At 65.0% G+C, this 25,089-nt stretch carries 22 protein-coding genes; 10 read left to right on the top strand and 12 right to left on the bottom strand.

What is annotated here, in order from left to right; translation table 11 throughout:
* Positions 1–79 precede the first annotated feature (79 nt).
* Complete coding sequence (locus ACLCGK_RS25190; RefSeq protein WP_015269456.1) at positions 80–511, top strand: DUF2628 domain-containing protein; 432 nt, start codon at positions 80–82, stop codon at positions 509–511.
* Positions 512–712: 201 nt separating this feature from the next.
* Here ACLCGK_RS25190 and ACLCGK_RS25195 read toward each other — a convergent pair whose 3' ends face one another.
* From ACLCGK_RS25195 to ACLCGK_RS25225, 7 genes are all read right to left on the bottom strand, one after another.
* On the bottom strand, positions 713–979 hold the full coding sequence (locus ACLCGK_RS25195; protein WP_253152652.1) for a hypothetical protein: 267 nt from the start codon (positions 977–979) through the stop codon (positions 713–715).
* A 442-nt stretch (positions 980–1,421) separates the two neighbouring features.
* Entirely contained in the window at positions 1,422–3,056 is a 1,635-nt protein-coding gene (locus tag ACLCGK_RS25200) for a BatD family protein (RefSeq protein WP_054573349.1), read from the bottom strand.
* Entirely contained in the window at positions 3,053–4,777 is a 1,725-nt protein-coding gene (locus ACLCGK_RS25205) for a tetratricopeptide repeat protein (protein ID WP_410953201.1), read from the bottom strand. The genes ACLCGK_RS25200 and ACLCGK_RS25205 overlap by 4 nt, the downstream gene beginning before the upstream one ends.
* Positions 4,774–5,850 carry a vWA domain-containing protein gene (locus tag ACLCGK_RS25210; RefSeq protein WP_015269460.1) on the bottom strand — a complete coding sequence of 359 codons (1,077 nt, stop codon included), beginning with the start codon at positions 5,848–5,850 and terminating at the stop codon, positions 4,774–4,776. The genes ACLCGK_RS25205 and ACLCGK_RS25210 overlap by 4 nt, the downstream gene beginning before the upstream one ends.
* A complete protein-coding gene (locus ACLCGK_RS25215) occupies positions 5,843–6,337 on the bottom strand; it encodes a DUF4381 domain-containing protein (RefSeq protein ID WP_015269461.1) in 495 nt (164 codons plus the stop codon). Before ACLCGK_RS25215 ends, ACLCGK_RS25210 begins: the two co-directional genes overlap by 8 nt.
* A 13-nt stretch (positions 6,338–6,350) precedes the next feature.
* Positions 6,351–7,295: a DUF58 domain-containing protein gene (locus ACLCGK_RS25220; protein ID WP_013971643.1), complete on the bottom strand. Its 945-nt coding sequence runs from the start codon at positions 7,293–7,295 to the stop codon at positions 6,351–6,353.
* 4 nt (positions 7,296–7,299) lie between these two features.
* Positions 7,300–8,259 carry an AAA family ATPase gene (locus ACLCGK_RS25225; protein WP_013971644.1) on the bottom strand — a complete coding sequence of 320 codons (960 nt, stop codon included), beginning with the start codon at positions 8,257–8,259 and terminating at the stop codon, positions 7,300–7,302.
* A gap of 231 nt (positions 8,260–8,490) precedes the next feature.
* On the opposite strand from ACLCGK_RS25225, the gene ACLCGK_RS25230 reads away from it, so the two are divergent.
* A complete protein-coding gene (locus ACLCGK_RS25230) occupies positions 8,491–9,798 on the top strand; it encodes a T6SS phospholipase effector Tle1-like catalytic domain-containing protein (RefSeq protein WP_023663272.1) in 1,308 nt (435 codons plus the stop codon).
* 88 nt (positions 9,799–9,886) lie between these two features.
* On the opposite strand, the gene ACLCGK_RS25235 is transcribed toward ACLCGK_RS25230, so the two are convergent.
* Together ACLCGK_RS25235 and ACLCGK_RS25240 are read right to left on the bottom strand one after the other, a co-directional pair.
* Positions 9,887–11,083 carry an MFS transporter gene (locus ACLCGK_RS25235; protein WP_023663271.1) on the bottom strand — a complete coding sequence of 399 codons (1,197 nt, stop codon included), beginning with the start codon at positions 11,081–11,083 and terminating at the stop codon, positions 9,887–9,889.
* Positions 11,084–11,142: 59 nt separating this feature from the next.
* Entirely contained in the window at positions 11,143–12,357 is a 1,215-nt protein-coding gene (locus ACLCGK_RS25240; RefSeq protein WP_410953202.1) for a benzoate/H(+) symporter BenE family transporter, read from the bottom strand.
* Positions 12,358–12,459: 102 nt separating this feature from the next.
* Here ACLCGK_RS25240 and ACLCGK_RS25245 point away from each other — a divergent pair, with 102 nt between their 5' ends.
* A complete protein-coding gene (locus tag ACLCGK_RS25245; protein ID WP_410953203.1) occupies positions 12,460–13,971 on the top strand; it encodes a PLP-dependent aminotransferase family protein in 1,512 nt (503 codons plus the stop codon).
* A 37-nt stretch (positions 13,972–14,008) separates the two neighbouring features.
* Here ACLCGK_RS25245 and ACLCGK_RS25250 read toward each other — a convergent pair whose 3' ends face one another.
* The gene (locus tag ACLCGK_RS25250) at positions 14,009–14,896 is read right to left on the bottom strand and encodes a dihydrodipicolinate synthase family protein (RefSeq protein WP_047932983.1); all 888 of its coding nucleotides are present in this window, start codon (positions 14,894–14,896) and stop codon (positions 14,009–14,011) included.
* A 44-nt stretch (positions 14,897–14,940) separates the two neighbouring features.
* Positions 14,941–15,723: an aldolase gene (locus ACLCGK_RS25255; protein ID WP_085721096.1), complete on the bottom strand. Its 783-nt coding sequence runs from the start codon at positions 15,721–15,723 to the stop codon at positions 14,941–14,943.
* 236 nt (positions 15,724–15,959) lie between these two features.
* Between ACLCGK_RS25255 and ACLCGK_RS25260 the strand changes: the two genes are divergently transcribed.
* The 3 genes from ACLCGK_RS25260 to ACLCGK_RS25270 all read left to right on the top strand — a co-directional run bounded on the left by ACLCGK_RS25260 (position 15,960) and on the right by ACLCGK_RS25270 (position 20,044).
* Positions 15,960–17,507 carry an AMP-binding protein gene (locus ACLCGK_RS25260; protein WP_031325722.1) on the top strand — a complete coding sequence of 516 codons (1,548 nt, stop codon included), beginning with the start codon at positions 15,960–15,962 and terminating at the stop codon, positions 17,505–17,507.
* 14 nt (positions 17,508–17,521) lie between these two features.
* On the top strand, positions 17,522–18,688 hold the full coding sequence (locus ACLCGK_RS25265) for an acyl-CoA dehydrogenase family protein (RefSeq protein WP_023663063.1): 1,167 nt from the start codon (positions 17,522–17,524) through the stop codon (positions 18,686–18,688).
* A gap of 102 nt (positions 18,689–18,790) precedes the next feature.
* The gene (locus ACLCGK_RS25270; protein WP_100413407.1) at positions 18,791–20,044 is read left to right on the top strand and encodes an MFS transporter; all 1,254 of its coding nucleotides are present in this window, start codon (positions 18,791–18,793) and stop codon (positions 20,042–20,044) included.
* Between the two features lie 12 nt (positions 20,045–20,056).
* Here the strand turns inward: ACLCGK_RS25270 and ACLCGK_RS25275 are convergent, their stop codons facing one another.
* Positions 20,057–21,001, bottom strand: coding sequence for a LysR family transcriptional regulator (locus ACLCGK_RS25275; protein WP_410953204.1), 945 nt, complete (start codon positions 20,999–21,001; stop codon positions 20,057–20,059).
* A gap of 214 nt (positions 21,002–21,215) precedes the next feature.
* Between ACLCGK_RS25275 and ACLCGK_RS25280 the strand changes: the two genes are divergently transcribed.
* Genes ACLCGK_RS25280 through ACLCGK_RS25295 form a run of 4 tightly spaced genes read left to right on the top strand, consistent with a single transcriptional unit; the run spans position 21,216 to position 25,074 of the window.
* Positions 21,216–23,069: a DUF1302 domain-containing protein gene (locus tag ACLCGK_RS25280; RefSeq protein ID WP_410953205.1), complete on the top strand. Its 1,854-nt coding sequence runs from the start codon at positions 21,216–21,218 to the stop codon at positions 23,067–23,069.
* A gap of 22 nt (positions 23,070–23,091) precedes the next feature.
* A complete protein-coding gene (locus ACLCGK_RS25285; RefSeq protein WP_410953215.1) occupies positions 23,092–24,402 on the top strand; it encodes a DUF1329 domain-containing protein in 1,311 nt (436 codons plus the stop codon).
* Positions 24,402–24,788 (top strand): YidH family protein, encoded by a 387-nt coding sequence (locus ACLCGK_RS25290; protein ID WP_410953206.1) that lies wholly within the window; start codon positions 24,402–24,404, stop codon positions 24,786–24,788. The genes ACLCGK_RS25285 and ACLCGK_RS25290 overlap by 1 nt, the downstream gene beginning before the upstream one ends.
* The gene (locus ACLCGK_RS25295) at positions 24,781–25,074 is read left to right on the top strand and encodes a DUF202 domain-containing protein (protein WP_410953207.1); all 294 of its coding nucleotides are present in this window, start codon (positions 24,781–24,783) and stop codon (positions 25,072–25,074) included. The genes ACLCGK_RS25290 and ACLCGK_RS25295 overlap by 8 nt, the downstream gene beginning before the upstream one ends.
* Positions 25,075–25,089: the final 15 nt, after the last annotated feature.

Genomic DNA, 25,089 nt, shown 5'->3' on the forward strand with positions numbered 1-25,089 from the left:
AGGCATGCTGATTTAGCCTCCGAACCGGCCATGATCATGGCTATTCGACACTCACGGACGACGATCACAGGAGTCACCAATGGAAGGCATCCCACAAACCCAATCCACCCCAGATAACCTCAAGCCAAAATGGCGGGAGCGTTTCGCTTTCTTCGATCAGTACGGCGCACCCACCTCCGAGCCCTACAAAGCCGCTTTCCGCGCCTTGCCATTTGGCAAGAAGCTGCTGATCAACAACAACTTCATCGCCTTTTTCTTCGGCCCGATCTACTGGTTCGTACTGGGGCTGTGGAAGAAGAACCTGGTCATGCTGGCCATCATGATCGCCATCGGCGTTCTCCTGAGCTACTACGAGATCGCGACGGGTAGCGAAATCCCGCGCCCGGTGGATAACGGCATCAGCATGGCGTTTGCGTTTCTGTACAGCTTCCTGACCAACCGTGCCTACTACCTGAAGCAGACCAAAGGGCAGCAGAGCTGGAACCCGTTCGAGGGGCAGCGGTTCATCTGAGCCGTCAGCCAGTTCAACCGGTGCTCGCAGGTTGATGAAGCCCTGATCACGGTCTCTGTAGGAGCGGCCTCGTGTCGCGAAAGGGCCGCAAGGCGGCCCCGGCGATTTTGCGGTGATGCGCAGATCCTGGGGGCGCTTCGCACCCCTTTCGCGACACAAGGCCGCTCCTACAGGGGGCGCGCATGGCTTGGGGCTGTGTAGTCAGTGCCGGGTGATATCCCCGGTTTGCCGGTGCAACAGCAACTCGGCCAAGGCCTTGGTCATCTGTACGTGATGCACCGCGTTGACCAGCATGTTGATGCCGGGCTCGCCGGCATTGGCGCAGATGTATTCGTCCAGCGAGTCTTCGATGCCGGCCATCAGCTGGAGGGTGTGGATCAGGGCGTCAACCGAGGGTGTGTCCTGGTTGATGGTGTAGAAGGGGCGGGCCGTTAGTTTTACGGGTGGATCGGGGACGAGTTTCTTCATGGCGTATTCCTTTGAAGAAGAAGGGAACTGCCACCTGAATCTTTCTCACGGATTGAGGGTGGCAGCCGTACGCGGGGTGAGAAACCGAGGAGAAATACGCAAAGACTCGGCCAGGCCAAGGCCCGCCCACGTACGGCCACCATAGAGGTGCTGCGTAAAATCTCTGTCGGGTTCTCACACCCGGTCACCGAAGCGACCCGGAAACGTTATCCGTGAGGTGTTTCCCCGACAACAGCGATAGTTCGGCAGCGCGCGTAGGATAATTCCTAAGCGGGTTGATCTTGAAGCATTGGGGTGCAGGTTCAGAAATATCTTACGGTGGCACCGGCTGCGCCGGTGTTCGCGGGCACGCCCGCTCCCACAGGTACTGCGCAAGGTTCTCGGCGTACGCGGTCATTGTGGGAGCGGGTTTACCCGCGAAGAGGCCTGCACAGGCAGCACATCACTTGGGATAGAGCGGCGGCAGGCTGCCGTTCTCGCCGGTCGGCAGCAATACCTGCTCAGCCGGGGGAATCGTACCGATCGCCCGCCACAAATCTTCACCCTGCCAATACTGCCCGCTCTCGCTATACAGCGCCCCGTTCAACCCATCCAGTGCATCCGACAACGGCACGAACCGCGCCGCCATCTCGGCCAGGGTCTCCGGCTGCTGGCGGGCCCAGGCGTCCAGCGCCTGGCGGGTTGCCTGTGGGTCGTTGGCCTGGCACGCGCGCTTGAGATCATCCAGCAAGGTACGCGGGCTCGGCCCGGCCTGCGCGGCGCGCAGCACCGCTGGCTGCGAGCGGGCGCGCCACCACAGGGCAAAGCCCAGCACGGTGGTGAGGGCGAACACCAGGGTGGCCAGCTGCCAGGGCCACAGCAAGCTGCTGGCACTGCTGTTGTCGCCGACCGGGGTGTCGGCGCTCAGCGCCGGGTTGTCCTGCACATTCAGCGTGCGCGCCGGCAGGCTGCTGTGCTCCAGGTGGTCTTCTCGGGTATTCCACCAGGCCACTTCCAGCGCCGGCAGGGCCAGCGCGCCGCTGTGGGTCGGCACCAAGGCTTCGCGCTCTTCGCGGTTGGCAATCATCCCTCGTTCGCTGATTTCGTTGCGCAGCAATGGCTGGTCGGGGTACCGGCGCAGGCCGGTGATTTCGGTGGCTGGCAGCGGTGGCAGCTGGGTGCTGGACAAGCCTTCGGCACGCAGGGTGATGTTGCGGGTCAGCGAGTCGCCAATCTGCACCTGCTGGTTGCCAGGGTCGGGGTTCCAGTGCTCTTCAAGTGTCAGGCTGCGGGCCGGTAGCCAGGGCACGCCAGCAGGCCAGGCCGCCGGAATCGGCCGCACGGCCAGGCGCAATGGCAACGAGCTGACCTGCACCTGGTGGCCGGCCCGGGTCGTGCCGTTGGCTTGCGGGGCCTCGTCCTGGCTAGCGGCGGCGGTGGCGGTGAAAGTCAACGGTGGGATGTCGAGGGTGCCGCTTTGTTGGGCATACACGGCATAGCGGGTTTCGATCACGCCGTGGCGGACGCCGTTGATTTCCTTTTCATAGGTGCGCGATTCACCCAGCGGTTCGACCTTGGCGTTTTCCAGTTGCAGCGGGCTGAGGCTGCTGTCGTCGTACAGGGCCACTGAATGGTAGATGCGCAGGGTGAGCACGGCCTGGGCCTGGACGTAGACCTCGCTGCTGTCGAGCGTGGCTTCGATGAACACCTGTGAGGCACTGTCCTGGCGGCTGGCATCGGCCTGCAGCACTTGCAGTTCGATGGCCTGGCTGTGCGACTGGCCCAGTTGCAGTTCGGGGATGCGCAGGCTGCCGCTGCGCCGCGGCAGCAGGGTGATGATCCAGCGGGTACTGGCGCGGGTTTCGCCGTCGAGGCTGTGCAGGCTGTTCAGCTGGCGCGTGCCGCGCACTTCGAAGTCACCCTCCAGCGCGCGCAGGTCGGGCTTGCCGAACTGGGTGACGTCCTGGCTTTCCAGGGTCAGCTCCAGGCTTTCGCCGGCTTCCAGGCGGGTACGGTCGACGCTGGCGCGCAGCAACGGTTCGGCCTGGGCCAGCACGGCCCACAGCAGACAGAGGAGAAAGACGCCGAAGCGACTCATCGTGAGGTTTCCTGATGCAATTGCTGTTCATACCAGAATTTGCGCCGCAGCAGCTCCGCCGGGTTGTCGGGGATCTCCCGCAGCCATTGTTCCAGGGCCTGGCGCTGTTCGGTATCAAGGCTGGTCGATACCGGGCGCTGCGGCGGCTGGGTGACGCTGTCGTCCGCGCCCGCTTGGTTGCCGGGCGTTACCTGGCTGTTGCTGCTGCCTTCGCCGGGCTGTTCGGCGCTGGCCTGTTCGTCGTTGCCGGGCGTGCCCTGGGCCGGGCTGCTGGCCGAGCTGCTGTTGCCTTCGGTTTCGCTGCCGGGCGTGCCTTGGGTATCGCTGCTGGCCGGTTGTTCCTCGGCAGTGGCCTCTCGCTGTTGTAGCAGTTGCTGCACCAGTGCCTGGTTGTCCAGCGCCGCTTGCAGGTCGGGCTGGCGTTCCAGGGCTTGTTCGTAGGCGTCCAGCGCAGCTTCCAGCTCACCGCTGCGGGCCAGGGCGTTGCCTCGATTGTAGTGTGCGGCGGCGGTGTCGCCTTGGGAAAAGGCTTCGGCAGCGCCGGCATAGTCGCCGGCCTGGTACAGGGCCATGCCGCGCCATTGCGGGTCCTGGAACTGGCGCGCGGCGCTGGCCGGGCGGTTCTGCTCCAGCAGGCGCTGGCCTTGCTGGTCGGGACGCAGCCACAGGTCGTTGAACTCGAAGGCCTGGCTGGGCTGGGGCAGGGCCAGCAGCAGCGGCAGGCAGAACAGCCAGCCGCGTCGGCCGGCACAGGCGGCCAGCAGCAACAGCGGCAGCAGCAGCCAGTAACCCTGGTCGGCCCAGCTGTCCAATTGCAGGGTCTGGCCATCATTGCGCCCGGTGCGCGGGCTGTCGAACAGGCCCAGGCCTCGCAGGTCGAGGTCGTCGATGCGAGCATTCCGGTAGCGCCCGCCGGTGCCGTTGATGAAGCCCTTGAGGCTGGCGCTGTCCAGGCGTGGCAACAGGATGCCGCCCTGGTCGTCCTTGAGGTATTCGCCATTGGCCTGGCGCACCGGTGCGCCTTCGCGGCTGCCGATGCCCAGCATCAGCAGGCTCGGGCCCTGGCGGCCGAGGGCCTGGGCGATGCCTTCGCGCTCCGGGGCGCTGAGCGACGAGCCGATCAGCAGCAGGCGGCCCTGGCCCAGGCCGCTCTGGGCCAGCAGGGCGAGGCCTTTTTGCACGGCCAGGTCGGCGCGCTGGCCGGGCTTGGGCATGATCGATGGGTCGACCGCCTCGAGCAGGTTGCGGCTGGTGGCCAGGTCATCAGACAGCGGCACCAGGGTGTGTGCGGAGCCAGCGTAGACCACCAGCGCGGTCTGGCTGTCGCGGCGGTGCTCCAGCAGGTCGAGGATCTTGCGCCGCGCCTGCTCCAGGCGGTTGGGCGGGCTGTCCTCGGCGAGCATCTGCGGGGTCAGTTCGAGCAGGATCACCAGCGGGTCGGCCGGGCGCTGGCGGCTTTCTTCCACGCGCTGCCAACTGGGCCCGAGCAGCGCCAGGATCACCAGCACCCAGGCCAGGCCCAGCGCCACCCACGGCAGCTTGCTGGTGCTGCCGCTGCCACCGCCACCGCCGAGCAGGACGCCATGGAACGCCGGCGGCAGAATCATCTGCCAGCGCCCGGCGCGCTTGCGCCGGTGCCACAGTTTGTACAGCAGCCAGGCGAGCAGGGGCACGGCCAGCAGCCAGAGCGGGCGCAACCATTCGGGCCACAGTTCGATCATCGCCGCCTCCTCAGGCGCAGGCGCTTCAGGCGCTGGCGCCATTCCGGGTGCGGTTGCAGGAAGCGCGGCTTGCGCAGCAGGCGGTGCAGCAGGTTGTCGGGCCATTGCACGGCCAGTACCAGCAGCACGCTCAGCAGCAGGGCCAGGGCCAGGGGCCAGGCATACAGGGCCTTGGCCGTGCGCGCCTGGGTCGGCTGCTGGGCCACCGGTTCGAGCTGGTCGAGGGTGTCGCCGATGGCGTCCAGTTCGGCGCCGTCATGGGCGCGGAAGTAGGTACCGTGGGTGATGTCGGCAATTTCCTTGAGCGAGGCTTCGTCCAGGTCCAGGCTCGGGTTCAGGCCGAGCAGGCCGGGGGTGCCACTGGCTTCGGGGTTGGCGCCGATGCCGATGGTGTAGATGCGCACGCCTTCCTGGGCGGCCAGGCGGGCGGCGGTCAGCGGGTGGATCTGCCCGCCGTTGTTGGCACCGTCGGTGATCAGCACCAGCACCCGGCTTTGTGCCGGCCGTTGACGCAGGCGCTTGACCGCCAGGCCAATGGCGTCTCCGATGGCGGTGTTCTTGCCGGCGATGCCGATCTGCGCCTCGTCGAGGAAGGTGCGCACGGTGCGCCGGTCGAAAGTGAGCGGCGCCTGCAGGTAGGCCTGGCTGCCGAACAGGATCAGGCCCACGCGGTCGCCTTCGCGGTCCTGCAGAAAGTCGCCGAGCAGCGCCTTGACTAGGTCGAGGCGGCTGATCTCTTCGTTCTGCCACTGCATGTCGGGGAAGTCCATCGACCCGGACACATCCACCGCCACCAGCAGGTCGCGGCCGCTGGCAGCCACTGGCACCGGCTCGCCCAACCATTGCGGGCGGGCGGCGGCGCACAGCAGCAACAGCCAGATGACGACAAAGGGCGCCTGCTGGCGCCAGGTCGGCAGGTTGAGCCGCGCGCGGCGCCCGGCCAGGCCTTCGAGTTCGTCGAGGAAGCCCACCTTGAGCACCGGTTCGCCGCTGTCGGCGGCCGGCAGCACCAGGCGCGCCAGCCACGGCAGCGGCAACAGGGCGAAGACCCACGGCCAGGCCAGTTCAAACATGCTTGCGAATCCAGGTTTCGACGGCTTGGCTGAGCCCGGCGATGGCCTTGTCGTCGAGCTTGCACTCGGGTTTGTAGGCGCCCTCTACCAGTACCATCCAGCGGGTCAGGCCGGCGGCCGGGCAGCGGTTGTCGAGAAACGCCAGCCACTGGCGGCCGTTGAGGGTATGGCTGTTGGCACCCGGGTAGTGGCTGCGGCACAGGCGCTTGAGCAGGGCGTTGATCTGTTGCAGCCACGCCCCGGCCGGGGCGCCGTCGTAGGGGCGCGGCAGGCGGGCCAGTTCGGCCAGTGCTTCCACGCGTACCGGGTCCAAGGGTTGTTCGGCACGCACGATACGGCGTTTGCCCGGGCGCCAGTGGCGCACCCGCCATAGGCCCCAGGCCAGCAGCGGCAGCACGGCCAGCAGCAGCCACCAGCCGGGTGCCGGTGGCCAAAGGCCGATCGGCGCGGGGGCGATCAGCGGCTGCAGTTGATCAAGCGGGTTCATTGGCCGCTGCTCTTCATGACGCGCTCCGTGGCCGCTGGGCGTTCAGGTACTCGCGCAGTTGCTCGATCATGTCGCTTTGGGTGCTCAGTGGCATCAGCAGCACGCGCAGCTTTTGCGCCATCAGCTCCCAGCGCTCGATACGCGCTTCGGCCTGCTGGCGGTAGGCCTGGCGCAGGTTGGCGTCCAGGGTGTCGAGCTCCAGCTGCGCGCTGCGCTGGGCGAAGCGCAGCAGGCCGGCGGCGGGCAGGGCATGATCGAGCGGGTCGGACACCGGCATCAACAGCAGGTCGCAATGGCGCGAGAGCATGGCCAGGTGCTGCTCCACCTGGGCAGTGAGCGAGCGCTCATCGCAGATCACGATGGCCAGGCTGCCGGGGCGCAGCACTTCGCGGGCGCGGCGCAGGGCCAGGCCGAGGCTGTCGGCACCGGGCGTGGCCTCGGTGTGCAGCGCCTGGTTGACCTTGGCCAGGCGGTTGAGCAGTTGCAGCAGGCTCTGCTTGCTGCGCCGGGGCTTGATTTCGTGGTGCTCGTTGTCGCCGAACACCAACCCGCCAATGCGGTCGTTATGGCCCAGCGCGGCCCAGCCGAACAGCGCTGCAGCCTGGGCGGCCAGCACCGACTTGAACATCAGCCCCGAGCCGAAGAACAGCCGTTGGCTCTGCTCGACAAGAATGAAGATGGGCCGTTCGCGCTCTTCGTGGAACAGCTTGGTATGCGGCTCCTGGGTACGCGCGGTAACCCGCCAGTCGATGTTGCGCACATCGTCGCCAGCCTGGTAGACGCGCACCTGGTCGAAGTCCACGCCGCGCCCGCGCAGCTTGGAGTGGTGCAGGCCCACCAGCGGGCTGCGCTGGCCGGGCCGGGAAAACAGCTGGATTTCGCGCACGCGGTGGCGCATGTCGATCAGCTCGGCAAGGCCGATGCGGATGCCGGGTTCGGCCAGCGATGCAGTGGGCATGGGCTCAGGCAACGGCGACGACGTCGAGGATGCGCTGGACCACGCGGTCCTGGTCGATCCCTGCCGCCTCGGCCTCGAACGAGAGGATGATGCGGTGGCGCAGCACGTCGAACAGCACCGCCTGGATGTCTTCGGGGCTGACGAAATCGCGCCCGGCCAGCCAGGCGTGGGCGCGCGCGCAGCGGTCCAGCGAAATGGAACCACGCGGGCTGGCGCCGTAGGCGATCCAGTCGGCCAGTTCGGCATCGAACTTGGCCGGGGTGCGGGTGGCCATCACCAGTTGCACCAGGTATTCCTCCACCGCGTCGGCCATGTACAGGCCAAGGATTTCCTTGCGGGCGGCGAAGATCGCCTGCTGGCTGACCCGGCGCTCGGGCTTGGTCTCGCCGCCCAGGGCTTCACCACGGGCCTGCAACAGGATGCGCCGCTCTACCGCAGCGTCGGGGAAGCCGATTTTCACGTGCATCAGGAAGCGGTCGAGCTGGGCTTCGGGCAGCGGGTAGGTGCCTTCCTGCTCGATCGGGTTCTGTGTGGCCATGACCAGGAACAGCGGCGACAGGTCGTAGGTGCTGCGGCCCACGCTGACCTGGCGTTCGGCCATGGCCTCGAGCAGTGCGGACTGCACCTTGGCCGGGGCGCGGTTGATTTCGTCGGCCAGCACCAGGTTGTGGAAGATCGGCCCCTGCTGGAACACGAAGCTGCCGGTTTCCGGGCGGTAGATTTCGGTGCCGGTGATGTCGGCCGGGAGCAGGTCGGGGGTGAACTGGATGCGATGGAACTGCGCCTCGATGCCTTCGGCGAGCTCTTTGATGGCCTTGGTCTTGGCCAGGCCCGGCGCGCCTTCGACCAGCATGTGGCCGTCTGCCAGAAGCACGATCAATAGCCGCTCGACCAGTTTCTCCTGGCCTAGGATCTGGGAAGAAAGAAAGGTGCGCAGCGCGATCAGCGCTTCACGGTGTTCCATCGGTGACGGTTCCTGGTATGGGGCCGCAGGCGGCTGGAAGCAGCTGCCCTGGCAAGGGGTGATACTTTAATCCATCCGGGGGGGTGGCGACCAATGGCGGTAGGGAAATTTATCCTTGCCGGGGGCCATGCAGGTCCGGAAATGTCCTGTGTATCGCTGGCCATTGGCTGATGTTCCGCAGCAGCGTGCTGGCGCCTGCTTGTGCTTTTGGTACAAGCAGGAAGCACGACGATGGACCTGAACAGCTGTAGCACTGCACGCATCACGCCGGTCACCCTGCGTTTTGGCGTGTTCTTCGATGGCACCGGTAACAACCTGAGCAATGTGATGCCGGTGGATGCACCGGGGAACAAGGGGGGCAGTTATGCCAATGCCTTGAGCAATGTGGCCCTGTTGCATGCACTGTACCCGACGCAGGGGGCCAATGCTGATGAGACCATGGCGTTTCTGAAGCGCTATGTCGAGGGCGTGGGCACCCTGGCGGGGGAGGCGGATCATGCCTATGCCTCGGCCACCGGGTGTGGGCGTAGAGGAGCCGAGGCGCGTGTCACCGAGGCCTTGGCGGGGATTGCCGGGCAACTGCGGGACTGGCGCCAGGCGCACCCAAAGGCAAGGCTCGAGCGGGTCGAGTTCGACTTGTTCGGTTTCAGCCGCGGCGCTGCGGCTGTGCGTCATCTGGCCAACCTGCTGCATGATGGCGGCAGCAGCCTGTTGGCTGTGCCCTGTGGCATCGTGATCAACTTCATCGGCCTGTTCGACACGGTTGCTGCAATCATCGCGCCGCTGCAGGGCGACTTCGATCCTGCCGACGACCGCCATGGTGACTTGCGCCTGGGCCTGGGCGCGGGCATTGCCCGGCAAATGGTGCAGCTGGTGGCGGGGGACGAGCAGCGGCACAACTTCCCGCTAGTACGCAGCGGCCATGACATCGTGTTGCCAGGCGTGCACTCGAACATTGGCGGTGGTTACCCGGATACCACGCAGGAGCAGGTGCTGCTGTGCAAACCGCATTCTCAGCGGGTGCCGCTGAGAATGCGCGCCGAGCACACGCGTGTGCATGCCACAGTCAGTGCGTTGCTGGCGTCGTCGTTTGGCGAAATGGGTGCGCCCAGGCCGCGTGTGCTGGCCTGGGAGGTTCCGATTGCCGGTGGCCTGCCTAGCGAGGCGCAAAAACAGGTATATGCGGCGGTGTACCGCGAACGGGAAGTGGCGGGGCAGCTGTCGCGGGTGTACCTGAGCATCATGCGGGAGCTGGCGGTGCGCGCTGGTGTGCCGTTTGCGCAACTGGGCGGGCAGGTCGAGCACCGGCTGCCGGATGAACTGCTGGGCATCAGCCGCAAGTTGCATGCGTTTGCCCTGGGTGAATGCGAACAGCCTGGGTTGACCGAGGATGAGCAGCGATTGTTGCGAGACAGGTACGTGCATGCATCAGCGAACTGGAATGCGTTGAAGGGGTTGCACGGCAGTGTGCTGGATGTGTTGTTCGTCAATCGGCCGGGGGCAGGTGGGCGGGTGGTGCATGCCAATCCGGTCGCCTGAGTAGCCAGTGCGCAGATGAATCAATGGCCATGTGCTGTTCTGCAGGATCTGCCTTGCATTGCGAAAGGGCTGCAAAGCAGCCCTGGGGCTAGACAGGCTGTCGGTGCTTCCTGGCCAGGTAGGCCTCCTGCGCCAAGGTCAGCAGCACCGTCAGCAGCATGAACACGATCGATGCCACGAAGATGCCATGAGGCAGGCGTTGGTCGAGCATCCAGCCAAACGCCACCGGCCCGAGGGCACCGCCGATGCTGAAGCCGGTCGAGACCAGCCCGAACGCTTTGCCCTCGGCGCCGCTCGGTGCCGCCGCCTTCACCAGCATGTCCCTCGACGGGGCGATGATCCCGGTCAGCAAGCCAATGGCACCGAGAACCACCACCAACCCCCAGCCCCGAAGCAGCCCGAGGGCCACCAGCGTTGTCAACGCGGCAGCCAGGGCAAAGGCCGAGGCCGCCACCAGGCCGTGACGCCGGGTCCGGTCAGCCAAGGCCCCACCGCACAGTACACCTGCAGCACTGCTGAGCAGAAAGGCCGTGAGTGCCGTGTTGGCCCAGGCCAGGGTCAGGTCTTGGCCCTGGACCAGGGCGGCCACGGAGAACTTCTCGATGGCACTGGTGCTCAGGTTGAGCAAGATGAACAGGACCGTCAGCAGCCCGAGCATGGGCGTGAACAGTCGCGCGCGACCTGCTGCAGTGGGGCCAGAGCCGCCTTTGCCAGGCTTGGCAACGTGGTGGATTCCACTGCCTGGAACCGATATCAACAGCAAGGCGGCAACCCCCGCAGCCGCGCCCGCCATCAGGGCAGCCTGCGTGCCGAATAGTGCAGCGATGCCGAGAAATATAGCTGGCGTTACCGCCGAGCCGAGGAAGCCGGCAAAGGTATGGATCGAGAACGCCCGCCCCAGGCGGCCTTGTTCGATGCCGTTGGCCAGCAGCGCGTAGTCGGCCGGGTGGTACACGCCATTGGCCAGGCCGGCCATGGCCATCGCCACCAACAGCAGGATGTAGCTGGGGCTGACAGCAACCAGCAGGAAACTGATGCTGCCCAGCAGCAAGCCCGCCTTGAGCACCTTGCGCGCACCGTAGTGGTCGACGGCATAGCCTAGCGGTGCCTGCACCAGGGCGGAGACGACATTGAACACGGCCAGGGCTGCGCCGAGTTCGACGAACCCTACCCCCAGCAAGTCGGGGAGCACGGGTAGCAGCGCCGGGATAAGCATGATGTGCACATGGCTGACGAAGTGTACGGCAGCAATTTGGGTAAGAAGCTTGGGGCCAGCTTTGGGCATGTCGATACCTGTTGTACGGCGTGCGCACCTGGCGCACGGCAGGATGGTGGAAAGCCCGCTTACCGGGAGAAGTGGCAGAAACCGGGTAGGCGGCCGTTCAATACGGCATAGGCCAGCAAGCCAATGACCAGCCCCCAGAATGCCCCGCCAATGCCAAACAGGTTGATGTTGGCTGCCGCGGCCAGGAATGTGATCAGTGCCGCTTCGCGTGAACGGGCATCTGCCATTGCGTTGGCCAGGCTGGCGCCGATGGTGCCCAGCAGTGCAAGGCCGGCCAGCGTGGTGATGAAGGTGGCCGGCAGGGCCATGAACACACTGGCCAGGGTGACCCCGAATACCCCTACGAGGATGTAGCAGACGCCGGCAGCGATGCCCGCGACCCAGCGTTTGCCCGGGTCTTCGTGGGCTTCCTTGCCAGTGCAGATGGCGGCGGTGATGGCAGCGATGTTGAAGGCGTGCGACCCGAACGGTGCCATCAGCAACGACCCCAGGCCAGTGACTGCCACGATCGGATTGGCGCTGGTCTTGAAGCCATCGTTGCGCAGCACCAGCATGCCTGGCATGTACTGACCGGTAAGGGTGATCAGGAACAACGGCAGGGCCACGCTCAGGGCGGCGTTGAGGGAGAAGGTGGGCGCGGTGAACAACGGCGTGGCGAATTCCAGCCTGAGCGCTGTCAGGTCCACCTGACCCTGCAGTAGCAGGTAGCCCAGGCCCAGCAGCAGAATGCCTACTACGGCATAGCGGGCGGTAAAGCGTTTGAATGTTACATAGGCCGCGATCAACAGCCCGGCCAGGGCGGGGTCGACCGACAGGCCGCCGAATGCACCAATGCCGAATTGCAACAGGATACCCGCCAGCAGGCCGGCGGCAATTCCGCCCGGGATGGCCCGCACCAGGCGCTCGAAGTAACCGGTCACTCCCAGCATCACGAAGCCGGCTGCCGACAGCAGGTAGGCACCGATGGCGTCGCTGTAGGGCACGCTGGCCAGCGCTGTGACCAGGAACGCAGCGGCCGGCGTGGACCAGGCGGTGATCACCGGCTCGCGGCTGTACCAGGACAGGACCAGGCCACTGAGCCCGACGCCGATCGACACTGACCAGACCCACGAGGAGGTCAGCGCCGGGCTCAGCCCGGCCAGCTTGGCGGCCTGGAACACCAGGATGAAGGTGCCGCCATAATTGACTATTACCGAAACGATCCCCGCCACCACGGGGTGAAGGATGTCTGTCAGCCGTAGCGGGGTTGGAGCAGTGTGTGCGGGCGTGTTCATCGAGGCCTCGGTCGTTCTGGCGCATAGGGTTGGAAAGGCTGGTTTTTATAGCGCTAGAATGGCCGGTATAGCCCCACCAATTTTCCGCATATGGCCATACCAATGTTCAAGCATGCACAACTGGAGTCGGTGAAAGCCTGGATCGGCGACCCAGAGCGCGCGTCACTGCCTTTGCACGTAAGAATCCAGCGTGCGATACGCCAGCTTGTTCTCGAAGGGGCGTTGCCCGTGGGCAAGGCGTTGCCCGCCTCCCGTGCGCTGGCGGCCTCGCTGGCTGTGTCACGGGATACGGTCGAGGCTGCATATGGCCAGCTGCACGCCGAAGGCTTCATCGAGCGCCGGGTGGGCAGTGGCAGCTTCGTTTCACCCCGTGCGCAGTACCTGCCGGCCCAGCCCCGGGGTCGCAAGGTGAAAGCCCCGGACGAACCGCCGGCAATCAGCCGTCGTGGCCAGGCGCTGTGCCAGGAGGGCGGAGTGCACAATTTCTTCGTTTCTCGGCCGTTTGCGCCGGGGGTGGCGGAAACCCGCAACTTCCCGTTGCAGGCCTGGGAAAAGCTGCAACGGCAGGTGTTCAAGGAACATGGCTCCCAGGCATTGCAGCCCAGTAGCGCGCAAGGTACCGAGCCACTGCGGCGGGCTATTGCCGATTACGTCAATCTTGAACGTGGCGCACAGGCCACGGCTGACCGCGTGCTCATCCTTACCAGTTCACAGCAGGCGTTCAGCCTGTGTGCCCACGTATTGGCCGACGCGGGCGACCAAGTGGTTATCGAAGACCCGGCCTACCATGGGGTCAGGAAGGCGCTGGGTGCTGCTGGCCTGCATTGCATCGCCGTGGCCGTGGACACGGACGGCATGCAGGTCGAGCAGATAACACGGCTGGCTCCCCATGCCAGGGCTGTTTTCCTGACCCCTTCGCATCAGTTCCCTACTGGCGTGACCCTGTCCCTGGACCGGCGTCTGGCGGTGATCGAGTGGGCGCGGCAACAACGCGCCTGGATCATCGAGGACGATTACGACAGCGAGTTTCACTATGCCGGCAAACCCACCGCGTGCGTGCAAGGCCTGGATGCCCACGACCGTACGGTTTACATCGGCACGTTCACCAAGTCTCTGTTCGCCGGCTTGCGCATTGCCTACATGGTCTTGCCGCCGCAACTGGTCGAGCCGATGACCGCTGCGCGAACCTTGCAGGACGGGCATACGGCTTCGCTGGCGCAACTGACCTTGGCCAGGTTCATCGAAGGCGGGCACTTCGGCGCCCATGTGCGCTTGATGCGGGCGATCTATGCGGAGCGCCGCGATGCCCTGGCGGCATTGGTGCAGGCACAGCTGTCGGACTTTCTTGTCGCGCGTGTGCCCGCAGGCGGCATGCAGATGCCTTGTGTTTTCACCAGGCCGATGCCTGAAGAGCAGGTCGTGAAGGCGGCGCAGGCCGCTGGTATCGACCTGCTGGGGCTAAGTGGCCTTTATGCGTCGACGAAAGGGGAGGCGGGATTGCTGATGGGGTTTGCGGCGCATACCCCTGGCGAGCTGGCGATGGCCGTGGCAAAACTGGCGAAGGTGTTGCGCCAGGTCGAGTCTGGCCAAGGGCGAGCAACGTTGCCAGGATGAAGCCCGGCAGCAAGACGCCGCCGGGCAGTTGTCACGGTCAGTCGGCCAGTTCTACCAGCATGCTCTTCAGGTAGTCGCTGCCTTGCGCATCCAGCGGTTGCAGGGGCAGGCGTGGAGCGCCGACATCCTGGCCGAGCAGTTTCAAACCGGCCTTGATGGTGGTGGGCAGGCCACGGCGGGTGATGTACTCCAGCAGTTCATACTGCCGGTAGAACAACGCGCGAGCTTCGGCCAGGTTGCCTTGCTGCACCGCGTCCCACAGCGCCAGGTTCAGCGCCGGGATCAGGTTGGGCGCGGCGGTGCACCAGCCGGTGGCACCGGCCACCAGGGCTTCCAGGGTGAGCGGGTTGCAACCGTTGTAGAAGGCCACCTGGCCATCGGTGGCCTTGAACAGGCGGTGCATGCGCTGGATGTCGCCGGTGCTTTCCTTGACCATGGTCACATTAGGCACTTCGCCGAGGATGCGCAGGATCAGCTCCACCGACAGGTCGGTGCCGCTGGTGCCCGGGTTGTTGTAGAGCATGATCGGAATGTCGATGGCCGCGCCCACCGCCTTGTAGTGGGCGACCACTTCGGCTTCGGTGAGCTTCCAGTAGGAGATGGGCAGCACCATCACCGCCGTGGCGCCGCAGGCCTGTGCCAGGCGGGCGCGCTGCACGGTGCGTGCGGTGGTCAGGTCGGAGACGCTGACCACGCTGGGCACGCGGCCGGCGATGCGTGCCTGGCTGAAGCGCACCACCGTTTCCCATTCGCTGTCGGACAGGTAGGCGCCTTCGCCGGTGCTGCCCAGCGGTGCGATGGCGTGCACGCCGTCCTCTATCAGGCGGTCGATGGACAGGCCCAGGGCATCCAGATCGAGCGCGCCGTCTGCCGTGAAGGGAGTGATGGTGTAGCCGATAACGCCGCGAATTACAGGTGTAGACATAACCAGGCACCTCTGCCGTTGTTGGGGAAAGAGTACAGCTTCAGTCAGCCCAGGCAGTCGCCATGGGCACGCAAGGCACGGCGCGCGTAATAGCTGAACGCGGCACCATGACGTTTGGGGGTGGAGATCCAGTCGTGGGCTTCCTTGCCCAGGGCATCCGGGATGGGGCGAATTTCACCGGCGCCCATGGCTAGCAGCTGCATCTTGGCTGCGCGCTCGAACAGCAGGGCGAGCACGCAGGCTTCCTCGATCGAGCGGCCGGCAATCAGCAGGCCATGGTGGGAAAGCAGGATCGCGCGCTTGTCGCCGATCGCCCTGGAAATGATTTCACCTTCTTCGTTGCCCACTGGTACGCCGGGCCACTCCTTGAGGAACGCGCAGTCGTCGAACAGCGGGCACAGGTCCATGTGCGAGATCGCCAGTGGCACTTCCAGCATCGACAGGGCGGCGCTGTGCAGCGGGTGGGTGTGGATGATGCAGTTGACGTCGGGGCGTGCACGGTACAGCCAGCTGTGGAAGCGGTTGGCCGGGTTGGCCATGCCGCGGCCTTGCAGCACGGTGAGGTCTTCGTCGACCACCAGCAGGTTGGAAGCGGCGATCTCGTCGAAGCCCAGGCCGAGTTGTTGCGTGTAGTAGGTGCCAGGCTGCTCGGCGCGGGCGGTGATCTGCCCGGCCAGGCCCGAATCGTGGCCGCCGTCGAACAGGATGCGGCAGGTAAGGGCGAGTTTCTGGCGAGGAGTGTAGGTGTTGTCGGCCAGCGCCGTCAGCATCTGCTGCTGGGCGAGTTTGACGAGCTGATCCTTGGGGGTCTGCATGGTGGTCGTCATGGGCTGTACCTGCATGAAGGGCCTATAAAGGCTGATTGGCGCGAAGCGCTATCAGGACACAAAATCGATATTAATGACACAAAGTGTCATTTGCAAGCGATGTGTCATCACCACTGCCGCTCATGCGATGTGGTCCAGTGCAAACCGTTATGGCCCGCATACGTAACTGGTATTACTTGCTCCGACCGCATGCTGTTTAGCATCGACCGGGTCTTAACCGCGACGAGAACAACAACGTGAACCTCGCAACCCTAACCAGTCGAAGTGCAAGATACTGGCCTGAGCGCTTGGCGGTGATCGACCGCCACACCCGCCTCACCTTCGCGCAGCTTGAGCAGCGGACCAATCAGTTGGCCTCGGCCTTGTTGGCCCATGGCATCGCCAGCGGCGAACATGTCGCGATCCTGGCTCCCAACCGGGTCGAGCTGGTGGAGGCTGAGGTGGCTTTCTACAAGGCCGGCCTGGTCAAGGTCCCGGTCAATGCACGCCTGGCGCTGGATGAAGTGATCCAGGTACTGAATGACGCCTGCAGCGTCGCGCTGATCGCCGACCCGCAAGCTGCCGAGGCCTTGCTGGCGCGTAGGCAGGAGGTGCCTGCGCTACGCCTGATCGTTACCCTTGGCGAGCAGGGCGGCGATATCGGCTACGGCGCACTGCTGGCCCAAGGCAGCAGCCAGCCGGTCAGTTGCGATCTGCCTGACGATGCACTGGCCGTATTGCACTACACCTCGGGCAGCTCCGGTGTGCTCAAGGCAGCAATGCTCAGCGTCGGCAACCGCAAGGCGCTGATCCGCAAGAGCATCGCCAGCCCCACCCGGCGTGCCGGCCCAGGCGACATCATGGCCCATGTCGGCCCCATCACCCATGCCAGCGGCATGCAGCTGATGCCGCTGCTGGCGGTGGGTGCCTGCAGCCTTTTGCTGGAGCGCTACGATGACCAGTTGCTGCTCGAGACCATCCAGCGCGAGGGCGTGACCCGGTTGTTCCTGGTGCCGGCCATGATCAACCGTCTGGTCAATTTCCCCGGGGTCGAGCGCTATGACCTGAGCAGCCTGCGCCTGGTGATGTATGGCGCAGCGCCAATGGCGCCAGCGCTGGTCAAGCGGGCTATCGAAGTGTTCGGGCCGATCCTGGCCCAGGGCTACGGCGCTGGCGAAACCTGCTCGCTGGTGACGGTGCTGACCGAGCAGGACCACCTGTGTGAAGGCGGCGACTACCGCCGGCTGGCCTCGTGCGGACGATGCTACTTCGAGACCGACCTGCGTGTGGTGAACGACGATTTCCGCGATGTCCAGCCAGGCGAGGTGGGCGAGATCGTGGTCAAGGGACCGGACATCATGCAGGGCTACTGGCGCGCACCGCATCTCACCGCCGAGGTTATGCGTGATGGCTACTACCTCACCGGCGACCTGGCCACGGTGGACCAGCAGGGCTACGTGTTCATCGTCGACCGCAAGAAGGAAATGATCATTTCCGGTGGCTTCAACATCTACCCCAGCGAAGTCGAGCAGGTGCTCTACAGCCTGCCGCAAGTGTTCGAGGCTGCCGTGGTGGGCGTGCCCGACGAGCAGTGGGGCGAAGCGGTGCGGGCAGTGATCGTGCTCAAGCCTGGCATGCAGTTGCAGGAGCACGAGGTGATCGAGCATTGCGCCCAGGCTCTTGCCGGGTTCAAGAAACCGCGTGGGGTGGACTTCGTCAGCGAGCTGCCGAAGAACCCCAACGGCAAAGTGGTGCGCCGCCTGATTCGAGACGCCTACTGGCAAAACAGCGAACGCCGCATCTGACCTGAGGAATTGCCATGTACCAGCCAAGCGAAAAGGCCAAACAGATCATCGAGGCCATCGGCGGCTTCGTTCGCAACGAAATCCTGCCCCTGGAACAACGCGCCGGCCTCAGCTGGGCCGAACCGCACCCGCGTGAGGTGCTGCAGCAGGTGTGGCAACGCTCCTGCGAGCAGGGTTTCTACAACATCATGCTGCCCGAAACGATTGGTGGGGCAGGATTGAGCGTGTCCGACCTGTGTGCGGTGAAGGAGGCCACGGTGCTGACGGGCTCTATGCTGGCGCCGCACATTCTCGGCGAGCTTTCCGGGCCGCCGCGTGTCGGCCACCTGTTCAAGGTGGCCAGCCCGGCCCAGATCGAGGCATTCCTGCAGCCGGTGTGCCGAGCCGAAAAGGCCGTGTGCTTCGCGCTGACCGAAAGTGAAGCCGGGTCCGATGCCACGGCGATCAGGACTACCGCTCGGCGCGACGGCGAGCACTACGTGCTGAGCGGGGCCAAGCGCTACATTTCCGGGGCGCCTTATGCCGACATCGCGGTACTGCTCGCGGTCACCGGCCCCGGGCGTGGCGCCCAGGGGATCTCGGCGTTCTTTGTCGAGCTGGATGCGCCGGGCGTGCGGGTGGAAAGCGATTACTCGGTCATGTCCGGCGGCGGCGCCCATGGCGACATCCTTCTCGATGAGGTACGAGTGCCGGTGGCCAACCGCATTGGCGAGGAGGGGCAGGGCTTCAAGCTGGCAATGGGGCGCATCACGCTCAATCGTCTGCTGCATTGCCCAACCATGCTGGGCCTGGCGGGCCTGGCGCTGAACCTGTCGGTCGATTACGCCCGCACGCGCAAGCAGTTTGGCCAGCCGATCGCGATGTTCCAGTCGATCAATCACATGATCGCCGACATGGCCACCGAACTGCATGCGGCACGCAGCATGGTCTATGCCACTGCCGCGGTGAATGACGCCGGTGGCGATATCCGCACCCAGGCGCCGATGTGCAAGCTGTTCGTATCGGAAACGGCCTTCCGTATCGCCGACCGCGCGGTGCAGATTCATGGGGGGGCCGGGCTGTTGCGGGGCAACCCGGTGGAGTGGATCTTCCGTGCGACCCGTATGATGCGCATTCTTACCGGGACCAGCGAAATCCAGCGCAACACCATTGCCAAGGGCGTGCTCATGCCCGAGCAGTGAAACTGCACGCCCGGCCTCGAGTGGCCGGGCTCTCCCACAAGAACAATAAGAGAGATCGACATGACTCATACTGACCCCCGCGCGCGTGCAGGCACGGCCTGGATGATTGCGGTACTGCTGGCACTGCTTATGCTGGTGAACTTCCTGGACAAGGTGGTCATCGGCCTTGTAGCGGTACCCATGTCCAGGGAACTGGGTTTGTCCCCGGCCGAGTTCGGCCTGGTGGGTGGCGCGTTGCACTGGTTCTTCGCCATCTCTGCAGTGGTCGGTGGCTTCATGGCCAACCGCCGGCCGACCCGCACCCTGCTGTTGGGCATGGGCGCGTTCTGGGCGCTGATCCAGTTGCCCATGCTGTTCGTCACCTCCCTGTGGGCGATTGTCGCTTGCCGGGTGCTGCTGGGCATCGGCGAAGGGCCGGCGTCACCGGTGGCAACCCATGCCTTGTACAAGTGGTTCCCCAACGACCGGCGCAACCTGCCGGTGGCGCTGTTGCATACCGGTAGTGCACTTGGGCTGCTGGTGGCAGGCGCAATGATTCCATGGATCAGCGTGCACTATGGCTGGCGCATGAACTTCATCGTGCTGGCTTTGATCGGCGCGGTATGGTGCGTGCTGTGGTGGGCATTGGGGCGCGAGGGTACTCTTGACCGCATCCGCCCCGGCCAGCCCAGGGAAGAACAGGCGCACATCGCCTACCGCCGTCTGCTCGGCGACCGCACCGTGCTGGGCAATTACCTGTGCCACTTCGCCGCCAATTGGTCGCTGGCCCTGACCTTGACGTGGGTGCCGAGTTATCTGGAAACCGGGTTGGGCATCGACCCGATCATGACCGGTCGGGTGTTCGTGCTTTTCGTGGTGGTGACCACGCCGCTGAGCCTGTTCATGGCCTGGCTGTCGCAGCGCATGATGCGCGCCGGGGTGGCGACACGCTGGTCGCGCGGAGCCTTCGTGTCCCTGTGCCTGATTGCCAGCGGGTTGTTGTCGGCGGCATTGTTCCTGCCGGGCCTGGGGAATGTCGAGCGAATCATCAGCCTGACTTTCAGTGGCGGGCTGGCGCTGGTCATGTACTCGGTGGGGCCAGCCATGCTGGCGGAGTTCACGCCCAGCGGGCAGCGTGGCGGCATCCTGGCTATCGGCAATGGTATCGCTTCGCTGGCCGGGCTGGCGGCACCCGTAGTCACGGGGTTTCTGGTGCAGGGCGCCGGAGCCGACCACCCGGCAGGGTATGGCCAGGGCTTCCTGGTATGCGGGGCGGTGCTGGTCATTGCCGGGTTGACCGGGCTGGTGTGGATGGACCCTCAGAAAACCCGCCAACGGCTGCAGCAGGTGGGCACGACTGCGCTGGCCCGGGCCTGACCTGCGCTGCGTTCAGAGGCTCTGCTGGGGGAGGGGGGCACGCTCGATCAGGGTGCCTTTCCAGCGCTCGCTGCGCACCGCCTCCACGAGCAGCCCGCGCACCAGGTCGCGCATGCAGGCGGCGGCGAACGACAATGGCTTGTGTTGCGAATGGGCCAGGGTAATGGTACGGGTGATGCGCGGCTCCACGATCAGCCGCGCGCTGGCCGGGGCGGCCAGGTCCAGCAATGGCGGCCAGTTGCTGATGGTCGCCGCCAGGCCGGCGCGTACCAGGCTGGCTATGCCGGGTGCAGACTGCTGTTCATAGCTTGAATCCAGGGCCACGCCGGTTTCCATGGCCGCCTGCTCGATGCGCCTGCGCAGGTGCAGGCTGCGCGGCGGCATTACCAGCCGGCTCGACGCGGCCTCGGCCAGGGTGATCGGTGAATCGTCCGGACCATGCGCAGGCAGGCCGACCCAGTACAGGTCTTCGGAGAACACGGGCTCGGCGACAATGTGCGCCAGCTCCTCCGCATTTGGCACCACACCGAAATCCACCTTGCCCAGCTCGATCGCCTGGCCGCCTTCGCGGCTAAGGCCGTCCCATACGGTGAGCTTGATACCAGGAAAGCGCGCCTGCGCCTGGGTGATGATGGCTGGCAACAACAGCGCCGAAGCCGTGGCCGGAATCGAGATGGCCACGTGGCCCTTGGGGTTGCCGCGGCTGGACTTGAGTTCGTCCTTCACCGAATCAAGCTTCTGTATCACCGAGCGTGCCACTTCGTACAGCTGGCGCCCTGCATCGGTCAGCTCGATGCCGTCATGCTGGCGCGCCAGCAACTGCATTTCCAGCTCGCTTTCCAGCAGTCCTATCTGACGGCTCAATGCTGGCTGGGCAATGAACGCGTGGCGCGCGGCGTTGGAGAAGCTGCCGGCTTCGACAATGGCAATCAGGTAACGCAGCTGTTTCAAAGTCATGGCAATTCTCAGGCTATGCCGAAGTGGTATGGCAACTATCGAGAGACGTTATTTGTTCAGCTCTAGTGGCCTACTTAGTATCGGGGAACACCGGCTCGAGGATAACAGAAACTTTCACTTATTTACCCAGCCCCTTTTACACAAGCCTTTGCGCCGTGTTTCGGCGCTAACTCGCAACTCACTCTCGAATAAACACAATAAGAGGTTAAGAGTGATGGCATTTCGTGCTTCTGGTCTTTCGGGACCGTTGTCGCTGCTTGCGTCGTCTGCACTTTTTTCTGTGCCTGCCCTGGCTGTTCAATTTAATCTGGGAGAGTTTGAAGGACAGTTTGATTCAGCGTTTTCGTTTGGCACCAGCATTTCCACTGCCAACCCGGACCCGGCTTTGCACAATAGTGCAAACAGTGATGACGGCCGCCTGAACTTTGCCTCGGGGGATGTATTTTCGGCAGTGTTCAAAGGTACCCATGATCTGGAGCTCAAACATGCCAACCTGGGTGTGTTCCTGCGTGGCACCTACTGGTACGACACGGCGCTGCGCGACCATGACCAGCGCTTCAAGCAGGTCGAGGACAACAACCGCAAGCGCTCGGCCAAGACCGCAGGTACCCAGCTGCTCGACGCCTTTGGCTACTACCTCTACGACATCGATGGCCAGCCAGGCTCGGCAAGGCTGGGCAAGCAGGTAGTGAACTGGGGCGAGAGCACCTTCATCCAGGGCGGGCTGAACGTCATCAATCCCTTCAACCTGGCGGCGCTGCGCCGCCCAGGTTCCGAGGTGAAGGACGCACTGGTGCCGGTGAACCTGTTCTACTTCACGCAGAACCTGACCGAGGCGTTGTCGGTCGATGGCTTCTACCAGTTGGACTGGGACCAGACCCAGCTCGACAACTGTGGCACGTTCTTCTCCAACAACGACTTCCTGCCCGATGGTTGCGATGGCTTGGATGTGGGGGCCAGGTTGCTTGGCAACCCGGCTGCCGTCGCCGGCCTTGCACCGTTTGGCGTGAACCTGACCAGCGAAGGCGTGCGCATACCCCGGGGCAGTGACCAGGATGCCCGCGACGGCGGGCAGTGGGGTGTTTCGTTGCGCAGGTACGTGGCGGCGCTGGACACCGAGTTCGGTGCCTACGCAGCCAACTATCACAGCCGCACGCCTTATCTGGGGACGGTCAGCAGCCCTTATTTCGACAACAACCGCTTCGCCCCGCAGCTGTGCGCCAACCTGGGCATCGGCCCGGCCGGCTGCGCCGGGTTCCTCGGCTCCGCTGCCGGTCAGTCGCTGGTCGGTGCATTGCGCCTGGGTACCTCCCAGTACCGTGTGCAGTACCCCGAGGACATCCGCATGTACGGGTTGTCGTTCGCCACCACCCTGCGCAGCGGTACGGCCCTGCAGGGTGAGCTGAGTTACCGGCCGAATATGCCCATGCAACTCAACGGTACCGACATCATCCAGTCGCTGCTCAACGTCGAGGGGCGTTCGCCTTTGCTGGGCGACGGGCTGCGGCCAGAAAGCGCCAGCACCCTGTTCGACGGCTACCGGCGCAAGGAGGTGACCCAGCTTCAGGTGACCGCCGTACATGCCTTCAGCCAGGTGCTGGGGGCCAACCAGATGCTGCTGGTGGGCGAGGCCGGGGCCACCTACGTCGGCGGGCTGGAGGGCGGCGCAGGCCCGCGTTACGGCCGCTCGGGTACCTTCAACAGTGGCGAGCTGGCGGACAACAGCGTATGCCGGGCGATTTCCAAGACGCCAGAGCACTGCAACGACCAAGGCTTCATGACCCCGTTCTCCTGGGGCTACCGGTTACGCGCGACCTTGACCTACCCCAACGTGATCGCCGGCTTCGACCTGCGGCCGAACCTGTCCTGGTCGCACGATGTGCACGGTACAGGCCCGGTGGAAGGCTCGGCTTTCAGCGAAGGCTCCAAGGCCATGAGCGTCGGGCTGGATGCGACGCTTGCCAGCACCTACAGCCTGAGCCTGTCGTATACCGACTTTATCGATGGCGACTATGGCACCCGTGGTGACCGGGACTTTGTCTCGCTGAGCCTGGGCGTCACCTTCTGAGGGCATGATGATGAATATGCGAATGGTGATGATCGGCCTGTTCTGGGCCAGCGGCGCGCTGGCTGCGACAGGCCTGCCAGACAACCTCACCCCTGTGGGCGCCGAACGCGCGGCCAGCCCGGACGGCCGTATCCCGGCCTGGCAAGGCGGGTTGAGCGTCGCCCAGCAGCGCCTGGGTGACAACGGCACGCCGCTGGATCCGTATGCCGCCGAGCAGCCGCTGTACCGGATCACGGCGGCCAACTATCGGCGTTACGAGGGCCAGCTTTCCGACGGCCAGGTAGCCTTGCTCAAGCGCTTCCCGCACACCTTCGAGCTGCCGGTCTACCCCACGCATCGCAGTGTCGCGGTACCTGCCGGCGTCGCCGCCTCGGCCGCCCGCAATGCAGCGCAGGCGCAGCTGGATGACCAGGGCAACGGCCTGCGCGGGTTCAATGGAGTGATTGCGTTTCCCCGGCCGGACAACGGGCTGGAAGTGATCTGGAACCATCTGACCCGGCACCGCAATGCCAGTTACATTCAGATGTCCGACAGCGTCACACCGTTCAAGAACGGCCGCTTCGTGCTGATGAGCGCGCGCCAGGATGTAGCCCGCCCGGAAGGCCTGGGTGGGCTGGGTGCAAGCAATGTGCTGTATTACTTCACCTACCGCATGACGGCACCATCACGGCTTGCCGGTGATGCCATGGTGGTTCACGAAACCCTTGACCAGGTAGCCGAGCCCCGCTTGTCCTGGGTCTACAGTGCCAGTCAGCGGCGTGTGCGGCGCGCGCCGAACATCGCCTACGACACCACGGGGCCTGGCACCGCAGGCCTGCGTACTGCCGACAGCCGCGACATGTTCAATGGCGCCCCCGACCGTTACCAGTGGAAGCTGCTGGGCAAGCAGGCCCTGCACGTGCCGTACAACAGCTACCGCCTGGCATCGCCCGAGCTGCGCTATGCCGAGCTGATCAGGCCTGGTCATGTCAATCCGGCACCTACACGCTACGAGCTGCACCGGGTGTGGGTGGTGGAGGCGACGCTGAAGCCCGGCGCACAGCACATCTATGCCAAGCGACGCTTCTATGTGGACGAAGACACCTGGGCCATTCTCGAAACCGACAGCTACGATGCTGACGGCCATCTGTGGCGTACATCACAGGCCCACAGCTTCTACCACCCGGGCGGCGAGGTGGCGGTCAACGCAATGGAAGTCACCTATGACCTCAAGAGTGGCCGCTACCATGCGTCGGGGCTGATCAACGAGCAACGTCGCCCGTTCGACTTCAATGTTCGCACCAGCCTTTCGTATTTTTCTCCCGGCGCCCTGCGCAGCTTTGGCGTGCGCTGATGGACGCGTTTGAACCACGGCCGGACTGGGCTCGGCGTCTGATGGGGCAGGGCGAGGCGCCCGACCCTCGCTTCACCTTGGCCAACGAGCGCACGTTCCTGGCCTGGATCCGTACCGCGCTGGCGTTGCTGGGAGGTGGCATTGCCATTGAGACCTTTGCCGGCCAGGCCCTGCAGGCGCCGCTTCGGCTCTGGCTTGTCGGCAGCCTGATGTTGCTGAGCATGTTGCTGAGCGCCGGCGCCTGCCTGCGCTGGCTGCGGGTGGAGCGTGCCTTGCGTCAGCGCCGGCCATTGCCGCTGCCGGCGCTGGTGCCGCTGTTGGCACTGGGTTGCCTGATCGCGGCGTTGATGGCCGCTGTCGTGTTGTGGCCGCGCTGGTATGCCTGATCCGGGCTTGCAGGCCGAACGTACCGAACTGTCTTGGCGGCGTACCTGGTTGGCGCTGGTGGCGGTCGCGGGGTTGGCTTTGCGCCAGGGCGACCTGGCGCTGGCCGCAGTGGTCGGCTTCGCAACGCTGGCGCTGTTGACCCGCCAGGGGCGGCGCTACAGCGAGGGGCTGGCGATGTTGCGGGCCGAGCGCGGTCAGCCTGCGATTCTGCCGGTAATGGCACTGGGCAGCGCGGTGTGCCTGATGGCGCTGGCAGGGTTGTACCGGTTGGCGAACGGGGGCTGAAACCCCTCCCACAGA

This window comes from Pseudomonas sp. S1(2024) (assembly GCF_046557535.1).

Coding starts and splice junctions, on each gene's coding strand:
- ACLCGK_RS25190 (WP_015269456.1), top strand. CDS start 80: ATGGAAGGCATCCCACAAACCCAATCCACCCCAGATAACCTCAAGCCA.
- ACLCGK_RS25195 (WP_253152652.1), bottom strand. CDS start 979: ATGAAGAAACTCGTCCCCGATCCACCCGTAAAACTAACGGCCCGCCCC.
- ACLCGK_RS25200 (WP_054573349.1), bottom strand. CDS start 3,056: ATGAGTCGCTTCGGCGTCTTTCTCCTCTGTCTGCTGTGGGCCGTGCTG.
- ACLCGK_RS25205 (WP_410953201.1), bottom strand. CDS start 4,777: ATGATCGAACTGTGGCCCGAATGGTTGCGCCCGCTCTGGCTGCTGGCC.
- ACLCGK_RS25210 (WP_015269460.1), bottom strand. CDS start 5,850: ATGTTTGAACTGGCCTGGCCGTGGGTCTTCGCCCTGTTGCCGCTGCCG.
- ACLCGK_RS25215 (WP_015269461.1), bottom strand. CDS start 6,337: ATGAACCCGCTTGATCAACTGCAGCCGCTGATCGCCCCCGCGCCGATC.
- ACLCGK_RS25220 (WP_013971643.1), bottom strand. CDS start 7,295: ATGCCCACTGCATCGCTGGCCGAACCCGGCATCCGCATCGGCCTTGCC.
- ACLCGK_RS25225 (WP_013971644.1), bottom strand. CDS start 8,259: ATGGAACACCGTGAAGCGCTGATCGCGCTGCGCACCTTTCTTTCTTCC.
- ACLCGK_RS25230 (WP_023663272.1), top strand. CDS start 8,491: ATGGACCTGAACAGCTGTAGCACTGCACGCATCACGCCGGTCACCCTG.
- ACLCGK_RS25235 (WP_023663271.1), bottom strand. CDS start 11,083: ATGCCCAAAGCTGGCCCCAAGCTTCTTACCCAAATTGCTGCCGTACAC.
- ACLCGK_RS25240 (WP_410953202.1), bottom strand. CDS start 12,357: ATGAACACGCCCGCACACACTGCTCCAACCCCGCTACGGCTGACAGAC.
- ACLCGK_RS25245 (WP_410953203.1), top strand. CDS start 12,460: ATGTTCAAGCATGCACAACTGGAGTCGGTGAAAGCCTGGATCGGCGAC.
- ACLCGK_RS25250 (WP_047932983.1), bottom strand. CDS start 14,896: ATGTCTACACCTGTAATTCGCGGCGTTATCGGCTACACCATCACTCCC.
- ACLCGK_RS25255 (WP_085721096.1), bottom strand. CDS start 15,723: ATGACGACCACCATGCAGACCCCCAAGGATCAGCTCGTCAAACTCGCC.
- ACLCGK_RS25265 (WP_023663063.1), top strand. CDS start 17,522: ATGTACCAGCCAAGCGAAAAGGCCAAACAGATCATCGAGGCCATCGGC.
- ACLCGK_RS25270 (WP_100413407.1), top strand. CDS start 18,791: ATGATTGCGGTACTGCTGGCACTGCTTATGCTGGTGAACTTCCTGGAC.
- ACLCGK_RS25275 (WP_410953204.1), bottom strand. CDS start 21,001: ATGACTTTGAAACAGCTGCGTTACCTGATTGCCATTGTCGAAGCCGGC.
- ACLCGK_RS25280 (WP_410953205.1), top strand. CDS start 21,216: ATGGCATTTCGTGCTTCTGGTCTTTCGGGACCGTTGTCGCTGCTTGCG.
- ACLCGK_RS25285 (WP_410953215.1), top strand. CDS start 23,092: ATGGTGATGATCGGCCTGTTCTGGGCCAGCGGCGCGCTGGCTGCGACA.
- ACLCGK_RS25290 (WP_410953206.1), top strand. CDS start 24,402: ATGGACGCGTTTGAACCACGGCCGGACTGGGCTCGGCGTCTGATGGGG.
- ACLCGK_RS25295 (WP_410953207.1), top strand. CDS start 24,781: ATGCCTGATCCGGGCTTGCAGGCCGAACGTACCGAACTGTCTTGGCGG.